Genomic DNA, 10,059 nt, shown 5'->3' with positions numbered 1-10,059 from the left:
GACGACGATAACTGTATGCGCAAACGGCGCTGAACCCCTGCTCATCCCGCTCGTTTGCGCATACGGTGAATCCGCAGGGCTGCCGTGATTATCGCGGACAAGCTTAGAAAAGCGATGCCCCAGACGAGCATCTCCATTTGCAGCGGAACACGCATATCGACAAGTTTGCCAGCCTCGGGCAGCGCACAGGGAGCGCCGCGAACGAGCAAACGGTGGGTATTCAGTCCGTACGGAGTACAGGTGAGCAGAGTTACGTAGTCATGTTCTGAATCGATGCGGACAGCCGAAAGATCGCTGGGCTCTATCACGGTGATGTCATCGACCGCATACGCCCTCTTTTCACCCAGCATGTCGATGATGAACACATCGCCTTTCTTCAGCATCGCAAGATCCGTGAAAAGCCTTGCCGTCGGCAATCCGGTATGACTGGTCAGCACCGAGTGCGTACCTTCGCCTCCCACGGGCAGAGATGTTTGGGGAATATGTCCGACCCCCTGCTCAAGCACTCCATCAGAAACACCATGCCTGATGGGAAGCTCCACGCCAATGACCGGAATAGATACGGTGCCCATAAGCCCCTCGCCGTCCACATCGAGGACGCTTTCATAGTTGTCGGGCAGGGCAAATCCACTATGCGGTATGAACGGATCGCGCACGGGGTCCCCTCGCAGGCTATCGTTGTAAGCATGCGCTTCGGCAAGCATGGCCTCCCGCTCGTCATCTGAGAGCATTCCCATTTTCTCCTCATAGTGATCCACTGCGTTGGAAAAGGACTGCTCGTTGAGCAACGTGCCCACCACGGGATAGAGCATCACCCCCATGCCTACCAGTAAAAGCAGGAGTGCTACCACACGGCGGGCAGCGTTCATTTCCGGGAAGATTTCTTACGAAGCATCCTCACCCCTACCGCCGCTAAGACCATCCCCACCACGGATATCACGGGAAACCAGAGGGAGGTGCCGACAAAGGGCAGGTTGAATACCGGGACATTCGGCAAGAAGAGCCCTTGCTGTATGCCGCTCGGCATAGTGAGGGATGTCCGGAAAGCAGGAGGCTGCGATCCATCCGAGCCGATACGTGCGAGCATGGCCTGCGTGTCGATACGGTAAACTCCCGTCCCCGGCGCTGTTTCAACAGTCCGAAACGCCCATTGCCCCCTTGGCTTGCTATACCCCAAAGGAGCTGCCGTTTCCACCAGCATGTACCAAGCACTCGTATCGATCCCCTGCAACGTCACCGTACCCGCGCTGGCCGCACCCGTACCGTCAGCCGAAGTGAAAGCATAGGGAACGTTCGTCGATACACCTGGCAGACCTTCCGTGCCATCGGCCGCCACCACCGGAGCCCACTGCGTCGAGGTGATCGAGGCAGCTTCGACTGCGGCGCTGTTGATAGAACCGGCATTCAGGACCGTGCTGCCCACATAGCGATAAAGCGAAAATGCCGCACCCGCTAAAGGTTTGTACAGGCCCGTCTCTTGGATCGCCCCCACCTTGGCGAAGGATACACTCACACGGAGGGGCCGCCACACCACCGCCTGGCCCAAGCCCGCACACGCGATAAGGGATGCATCGTTATTATTGAAAATCAGAGAGAGGTTGGGCGCATCGGATGCAAGCCCCGAAGAGACAATGGCATATTGAGCACCAGACGCAAGCAACGCCTGGTCGGTCGCCGTGATACCTATACGAGCCGACGAGCCCAGTCCCTCAGCGCCAAGAGCAACCAAGTAGGAGGTGTTTGCCCGCGCAACCTCAAGATCTGAAGCACGAGCCGTGGCCGCAGACGACTCGCCGGCTGCTCGTCCCTTGTTCCCGTAAACAGACGCGTTGCCCGAAACCGTGATACGTGCAGCACCCCCTCGGAACGCAGCCGATCCCACCCCGCCCACATGCGCAGCACTGCCCGAGCTGTCTTGGGCAGTGCACGCATTGTCGGCTATCATCCCACCTTTCATAGCCAGCAGCCCCAAAGTGTCAACATACACGCCTCCGCCCGACAAGGAAGCGGTATTGCCGCGCACTTCTGCGGAACCTGCCAGCGTAGCCGAGGCATTCTTGCCCACAAAAATACCTGCACCCCAACGTCTCGCAAAGCAGCCCGACACCGATCCGCCATCCACCCGCAAAGTGGCAGGAGAAGCCGAATCATCGGAGGATACCGCAAGCGCGCCGCCGTCTTGCGCCGTGCAAGCGCTGATCGATCCGCCGCTCACAACCACTGTCGATCCCGTCCCCGCACGTATCGCGCCACCTGTCGCACCAACGGTGCACGCATTGGCAATGCGCGCTCCCTCTCCAAGCGTAAGCGCAGAGGACGCTCCTGACACCTCGAAGAGCGGGCGTGTTGCCTGCAGTCCCAACCCACTCGCTGCCTGCGCGGGAGTGCAGGCACCCTCAAACGAAAGCGTGCCGAGCGTGATCCCGCCCATAATCACCAACGCAGACGCGGTCGAGCTGTTGCTCGTTCGCGTGATCGTCGCACGCGGAGTCCCCGACTGCGACGAGGGTCCCGCCCAAGCCTGCGCGCCGGCGATAGGCTGCATCGCAGGTGCGGTGGTGAACACAACCTTAGTATCCTCGGCAACCAGCACAACGCGTCCGTCGCTTGGCACGCTTCCCGAGGCCCCGCTGAAATCGACCAGGGGGGAATCCTTCAACATCTCCACGCGATCGCCCGTCGCCACCTCCAAAAAGGCGTTGTATATGCTCTTGTACTCTTTGAAGAACGCATCAGGAACGCCGTCGTTGTTGGTGTCGCGAATAATCTGACACGCGCCCACGATCTTCTCCCAAACGGCATACAAGGGAATACGGCTATCTTTATCGGGATCGAGTTGCGTGCTGTACGACAACGTCGATCCCGGAAGATAGGTTGGCGTCTTTGCGCTGGCGCTCGTGCTCCATCCCTTGAACAGATAGCCATCCACCACCATTGTCCCCTGATCCAAAATAGGCGCAAGACCACCCGACTGGTAGTAGAGATTCGATATCCCCACCTCACCATCGAAGGGCGCTTGTCCTTGCAACGTGGAGCCCATCGGTACGTTGGCCTGGTAGTCAACCGCATACCCAAAGACCCAATTGAGGGCGTTTTTGGTACTGTAAGCTGCCGCGTAGGTACTGTTGAGGTCGCACCTAAAAGCATTCAAGTTGAAGGAGGCTTGCCCCGCTGTGGCAAATTGAGAGGGTACCTTGTTGAAGTCAACCGCGCCATTACCCACGTTGACGCCCATCTTCGACCCCGCAACAAAATTGCCGGACATGAAAATACGAAGCGCTGGATTCGTGGTATAGGTCCAAAGATTCGAGGCCTGCTTGGCGCTTCCTTGAGTATTGTCCAACACGATGCAAGGGACGCCTATCTTGCCCGCAAGAATCGTAGTCTTGCAGAAGGCTGGATTAGTATAGCCGCCGTTAGCAGTCGCGGGATAATTGAACACAAGGCCCCGAGGAGCTGCCGCCGTTCCATTGGCATTGCCGCAAACGGCGATACCACCTCCCCCGACATCTGCCGTGTTGCCCCGAATCGTACCGCCATACATAAAGAGATCATGATTCGAGTTCTGCAGAATCCCCCCGCCGTACTGCTTCGCCGAACAACCCGTTATCACGCAATCATACATGGTTGCGGATTGTCCGCACATATACATTCCCCCACCAAAAGCAGCAGAGCAGTTGGTCAGGCTGATCCGCTCTAGGTGAGCCGAAGCCTCAAGAGACAAACCGCCTCCGATACTTTTCGACGAGCAGTTTGTTATAGTCGGACCACCGCTTCCAAGCGTATTCGACAGAGCGAAAATCGATGTTTTGCAACTTGAGATCGCGCCTCCCTCAGTACCTGTCATGCAGGAGTCGATGACGGCCTGGTCTGCCAACGCCACAAGTCCGCCGTTAGCCCCGCACACCGCGCCCCCACCTATACCTGTTGATGAGAAATCGGTAGTCGAACCCGCATTAAGCGTGATTCTTCTGGTGCTAGCCGTGTCGAAAGTCCGGCAGCTTCTTATCGAGCCCCGCAGGATAAGTGCATCGTAATTAGATGCAATCACCTGATCAGCAGAGGTACGCGGCCCATCCTGCGCCGTCCAAAAAAAGGCACCCCCGTCAAGCACATTGGCTTCGCTCCAATAATAAACACCCCCGCCCGCAAAGGCCGTGCAGTTGATTATGGACCCTGCCACCTCCGCCCTGCAATCGACCCCGACGAGCGCAGTGCAGCCGTAGGAATGCAAATACATCGCGCCGCCGCCAGCGCGGAAGTTTTCCACACCCGTATTCTCCTGTCCCACAAAATTGCAGCTATCGATCGTGCCCGCAAAAGCGAGCTTGCAATTGCTGGCAAACAGCGCGCCGCCGCCCTGGCGAAACGACGTTGGATCGAACGACGCCCCGCCTATCGTCACAAACGTAACGTCGGAGTAGCGCACTGTTGCACCAGCCTGTATGTCGACGAGGGCATCAACCGCGCGAAACGCACCGCCCCCCGACAACTCTCCCGACACGTTCATACGCGTGTCGCAGTCGTAAATCGAAGCGCCGCTTTCCATAACAAGCGATGCGCGGCCTGCGGAAAGCGGAGTTGTCGTAGTATTCGTGACACGCCCCGCAGTAACACTTGCCGCGCCTCCGCCGACGCCGTTTCCTTGCGTGACTAACAGGCAACTCGATATCGAGCTACCATTTTTCATGGTAAACACGGCATTAGGAGCAGCTATCCGAATCGCGCCCGTAGACCCCGTGGTATACCACCGGGAGATAGTTGCCCCGGCATCTAACGTCAACCTCCCTCCCGCACCCGTAACCTCGACGACCCGACGGTTTGCAGCGACCGAGGCGCCGTTGAACGCAATGTTTTTAAACGTCAGCGATCCGGTGCTCACCGTAAAGAGAGAAACCGTCGCTGTCCCCCCGCGTACCGTAGGCGCGGCTCCACCCGTGCCAGGCACACCGTACACCACGATATTTTTTGCCCCGACGACAGCCGTCGTAGTGCAAACAAGATCCCCTACTACCATGATGGTTACCTGCGTCAGCGAATCGGCGGCAGATACGGCAGCCCCAAGCGTGGCATACGGCGAGGCTGACGTACCCGTTCCTGCAGCGTCGCTACCCGAAGCAGAGACATAGATCGCGGAAAGAGCCCTTGGTGCAGAGGAAAGAGGGGCCTCGGCTTCAGGGGAAGCCAAACCTTCCTGCCCGCCTGCCTGCTCGCGAGTGTCGGGAACAGCAGAGGCCTTGCCTTCGGCCTCGGGTTGCACATCGGTATCCGAACCAGCCGAAGGCGTCGAACCGGAAGCTTTGCCTGCCTCTTCCTCATCAGGCAAAGCCGTCTTATCTGCCGGTGCGCCTTCGGCTTCGCGCTCGGATACCAATGCCTCCGATGTCACGAAAGCAGCTGCCGACTCGGAAGCAGACGACGATCCCTCCCTCACGCCTTGTCCCCTTTGCTCTGACACATGCGGGGACGAGACCGGAGCCGCCGAATACGGCTCTCGTGCAAAAGCGCTGGGAGTTATGGCAACGGGAATAAAAAGGGCACAAACCAGCACCATCATGATGGTCGCATGCGAAAAAAAGCGCCATAAAACTCGATATGGTCGGTTGTGGTTGACTCTTCTCATCTTTATCCCCTTTCTCGATGCACTGCCTCCCGCAACAAAAGCCGCCTGTCCATAAGTGCCCCGAGCATCAGCACACCATGCTCGGGGCACTCTTCTACCTTAGGGGCGATCGTCGCGATCGCGCTTACGGGAGCGCGCGAAGGTTGCCACCGCAAAGGCAACAACACCTGCACCTACGACAAAGAACACAATGGCACCGATGCCGCCGGTATTCGGCAGAGCAAAGTTACCGCCACCCTCTTGTCCGTTCATCGTGTTGACAATGCACACCGGGCCGCTCACTACCGTGGTTTTCACTTTAGAAGTAGCCGTAGCTTTCACGATTTGAAGCGTGACCTTCTGGGGTGCCTGCAAGGCGCGATAACCGTTGGGTGCCTTCGTTTCCACCATCCAGACATCAACGTTTTGAGGCACGCCGAGGTTGGCACGAGCGGCATTAACCGCCTGCTTGACGGTGGTGTACGCCGAGCCATTCGCCGTCAGATCAGAAGAATGCAAACCCGAGAATACCGCTTTGCCATTCGTAGCGTTACTGGAAGCCACAAGATCGGCGGTGCCTGTCGTGCTCTTGATAAATTTACCCGCTACTGCATCGCTGTACGATGCAGCCAGCTTGAAAGAAGCAGTATCGGAGAGGATAGGGCTGCCTTTGCCATCGACTTTGGTAAACTGAAAACCCGTCGTTGGGATAGCAGGCGTGGTGCTTTGCTTGCGATCCACCACCACTGCACCCTTGCTGTCGGTAATCGAGACCAAGGCGCTGTTTATGATGGAAGCCTGACCGTCCGCATCAATGCTTGCATTGAATGCGTGGGGGGTTACCTGGGCAGTAGCCCGAATGACGAGTTTCGATATCTGCTTTCTAGGTTCATCTGCGCGAGTAGTGTTAAGAGCTTCCACTGCCTTGGCAATAAGGGGGGTGATCGTCCACGTTACCCTTCCATCTGTAGCGGAGGTGTCGCTAAACCCTATATCTTTTGCAGGCAGCGCATTTTCCGTACCGTCAAAAGACAGGGCGACAACGGTAAAATCGTTCCGTATCCCCAGCATCGGTTTTCCGGTCGAGCTCTGGGGAACCGTGTCGACGATGGTGCCCTGCATGCAAGCCGCGTCGCTCTCGTAGACCTTTTGCGCAACAGGAATCCTGAACGATATTTGATACTTCAGACTCTCATAGGGTGCCGTTAAGTCGGGATTATCGAGCACCGTCTTCTCAACGTCGTCCAAACTCACGTTTTTGGGATACACATGAACATCTTTGATAAACGTAGTAGTCCCGCCTGCAGCCTGCTGCGCATACGGAAGCGTCACGATGGAGGGAACCGCTGCCTGAACGTTCGCCCCACCCGTACTTTTTTCTTCTAGCAGATAGTAGCCGAACTTCAACGAACCCCACGCCGCCACGCCATCGGCGCCAGTCGACTGTTCGATTGGCGGGAAGGTCGCATCGCGGTAGGTAGCGAGAAAGGCCGGTACCTCAGAGGCGGCAGGGGTCTTGGTCACGGCCGGCGTGCCAGCAATGCCGCCCTCGACCTTTGCGGTATCAAGCTTATACAACGCGAACAGCACACCCCCGAGGGGCTGAGCACCGATAGGAGGCTGCTGACCTGCCGCACCGGTGCCCGGCGTGCTTGAATCTGTGGGAGTTTTGTACTTATGCAACGTAATGGAAGCTGAGCTGTCATCTGTAAACCCTCCGGTGCCCAGAGCAAAGGCAGGCGCTGCACCTATCGCTAGCGAAACGGCAAGAGCCGCCGTCGCCAGAACGGCCGCAAGCTTGCTGGGCAGTCTCATAATTCCCTGCTCCATGATGTCATCCTTTCATTCGTCGACGCGGCGAACTTGCCGCCTTAACGTACCCGGCGCCGCTGTCCTACTCGAAGCAACCATCGGCGCCGCTCTCTTTTCACGTGCCTCTTCCGGCAAAGGAAACCGAGACTTCAACGCCTCGTCGCAGATCATCACCTCCGATGGTTTTGGCAAAGCTCACGCAAGGCGGCAAGCAAAGCCTTCCAATGTTTCAAGCTGATTGGGTTTTAAAAGAAAAAGCGGGATACTCTGCATCTTTTGAGAAAGCAAGAAAAACGAAGGAGTGAAATATCGCAGCAGATCCAACTTCCCGCACACGCCTTTGCGCGCAGATGCTGCGTTACCGCAATCTGTCCTTTCCCTTAAAAGCATCCACGCCGCAAACCGCCTTGCTCGGCTCCTTAAACCATGGTCTTAGCTTAACGCGCATACGTTGCTCGTGCGCTTACCGTTCGATATCGCTCGGAAACGATCCGAAAACCATCGCAGCCAGTTTTGCCGTAAAGAAGGCCTTGTGTGACTTCTTGGAAACAGGGTTCTTTCTTCGCGAAAACAAACATGATCTGTCAACTCAAGTATTTTTTAGAGAAATATTACAGAGGGGTTGTGCTACAAAAAAATCCCTACAGCGAGGATGCATCGCTGCATCAAGCTGTAGGGATTCGTCGAGGAACGCCTGCCTTGCTCTTTAAAACCCACCCGAACCACACTGCCACCACACACACGCCGTGTGGCTACGGTCGCACTATTTCGCCGGGTAGAAACCGCTGGGCTCTTCGCCCAAGTTGATCATGATGTTCTTGGCCTGCGTATAGTGCTCGAGCATGATCTTGTGCGTTTCGCGGCCGATGCCGGATTCCTTGTAGCCGCCGAACGGCGCGCCCGACGGGATCTGGTTGTAGGTGTTCACCCACATGCGGCCCGTCTGCACGCCGCGCGCTACACGGAAAGCGCGGTTGATGTCGCGAGTCCACACAGCACCGCCCAGGCCGTACACCGAATCGTTTGCCAGGTCGATGACCTCTTGCTCGTCTTTGAACTTGATGACGACGGCCACCGGCCCGAATATCTCCTCCTGAGCCACCCGGCACGAGTTGTTCGGTACCTCGATGAGTGTGGGCTGCATGAACGCGCCACGTGCCAGGTCGCCGTCCTCGATGCGCTCGCCGCCGCAGAGCACGCGGCCGCCTTCCTGCTTAGCAATGTCGACGTACTCAAGTATCTTCTTCAGCTGCTTCTGGTCGACCTGGCTTCCCATCTGAGTATCGTCTTCCCAGGGCATGCCTACCTTCACCCGGGAGAACGCCTCGCAGGCGTCTTCCACGAACTTGTCGTAGATGCTCTCGTGCACGAAGATACGGCTACCGGCACAGCACACCTGGCCTTGGTTGAACAGGATGCCCAACTGCACACCGTCGAGCATCATGTCCCACTTGGCATCGGGGAAGATGATGTTGGCGGACTTGCCGCCCAGCTCGAGCGTGGCCGGGATCAGGCGCTCGGCCGCCGCACGCGCCACGTCGCGGCCCACTTCGGTGGAGCCGGTAAACGCCAGCTTGGATATCTTCGGGTTGTCCAGGAGGTGCTGCCCCGATTTCGAACCGCGGCCCGTGACCACGTTGAACACGCCGGCCGGGATGATGTCCTGCGTCAGGCGCGCCAACTCGAGCACCGTAAGCGATGTTGTGGAGGACGGCTTGAACACCGTGCAGTCGCCCGCCGCCAGCACCGGGGCCAGCTTCCACGCGGCCATAAGAAACGGGAAGTTCCAGGGCACGATCTGCCCTACCACGCCGATAGGCTCGTGCAGCACCAGCGACATCATGTTGCCGGGCAGCATGTCAACCTCGCCGGTATCGGCCAGAAGCACGCCGGCGAAGTAACGGAAGTGATCGACCGAGTAGGCCACGTCAATGGCGCGCGTCTCGCGGATGGGCTTACCGTTGTCGAGCGACTCCAGCATGGCAAAGTGCTCGGCGTTCTCCTCGATGATATCCGCTACCTTGTTCAAAATGATGGCACGCTGGGCCTTGTCGGTCTTGCCCCACGTCTCAAATGCCTTCCATGCTGCATCGACCGCACGGTCGACGTCGTCTTTCGTCGCATCGGCGATAGTGGAGAGCTGCTCGCCGTTGGCCGGGCAGAACACGTCGAGCGTGCCCCCGTCCGAGGCGTCAGCCCACTGGCCGCCGATGTAGAGTTGATAGGATTTCTGGGCAGGATTTTTCATGCTCTCTTACCTTTCATCCGGGCGACGGCTATTCCGCCGCAGGCAACCGGCCATACCGACCGTTCTGATCAGCATAACGTGCGCACGGCAGCAATGCAGTCGCCGTTTTACAAAGTTCTGGCAACGGTCAGGAAACACTGCCGAACAAGTAACATTCCCGGACGAACGGCAAGAACGAGCGCGCAGGATGTGCTTGCTATCCCCAAAAAACAACGAAGCATCGCGCAATCCGCAAGCATCAAAGCTCGAAAGGAAGACAGGGAAGCCGCCCCCCAGACGAGAAAAGGATGAGAAACCCTTAGAGGAGAAGCGCTGCAAAAAGAATCGGGTAGGACGGTGCGCCATTAGTTGGCGCACCGTCCTCGGCACTCGGCACGCCGAAAGCGCGAAGGGCCCC

The 10,059-nt window shown here is 57.9% G+C and carries 4 protein-coding genes; all 4 read right to left on the bottom strand.

Going from position 1 to position 10,059, the window contains the following annotated elements; all coding sequences use genetic code 11:
* Nucleotides 1-41: 41 nt before the first annotated feature.
* A complete protein-coding gene (locus tag RR842_RS09250; RefSeq protein ID WP_332565649.1) occupies nucleotides 42-869 on the bottom strand; it encodes a class C sortase in 828 nt (275 codons plus the stop codon).
* Nucleotides 866-5,434 carry a hypothetical protein gene (locus RR842_RS09245; RefSeq protein ID WP_332729555.1) on the bottom strand — a complete coding sequence of 1,523 codons (4,569 nt, stop codon included), beginning with the start codon at nucleotides 5,432-5,434 and terminating at the stop codon, nucleotides 866-868. Before RR842_RS09245 ends, RR842_RS09250 begins: the two co-directional genes overlap by 4 nt.
* A 288-nt stretch (nucleotides 5,435-5,722) precedes the next feature.
* Complete coding sequence (locus RR842_RS09240) at nucleotides 5,723-7,432, bottom strand: SpaH/EbpB family LPXTG-anchored major pilin (protein ID WP_332729554.1); 1,710 nt, start codon at nucleotides 7,430-7,432, stop codon at nucleotides 5,723-5,725.
* A 745-nt stretch (nucleotides 7,433-8,177) separates the two neighbouring features.
* Complete coding sequence (locus RR842_RS09235) at nucleotides 8,178-9,662, bottom strand: aldehyde dehydrogenase family protein (RefSeq protein ID WP_332514058.1); 1,485 nt, start codon at nucleotides 9,660-9,662, stop codon at nucleotides 8,178-8,180.
* Nucleotides 9,663-10,059 lie beyond the last annotated feature (397 nt).

It is taken from the genome of Gordonibacter sp. (genome assembly GCF_036667095.1).
Taxonomy (GTDB): Bacteria; Actinomycetota; Coriobacteriia; order Coriobacteriales; family Eggerthellaceae; genus Gordonibacter.
Note: the sequence above shows the minus strand (reverse complement) of the source record. Positions and strands in the feature narration are given on the sequence as shown.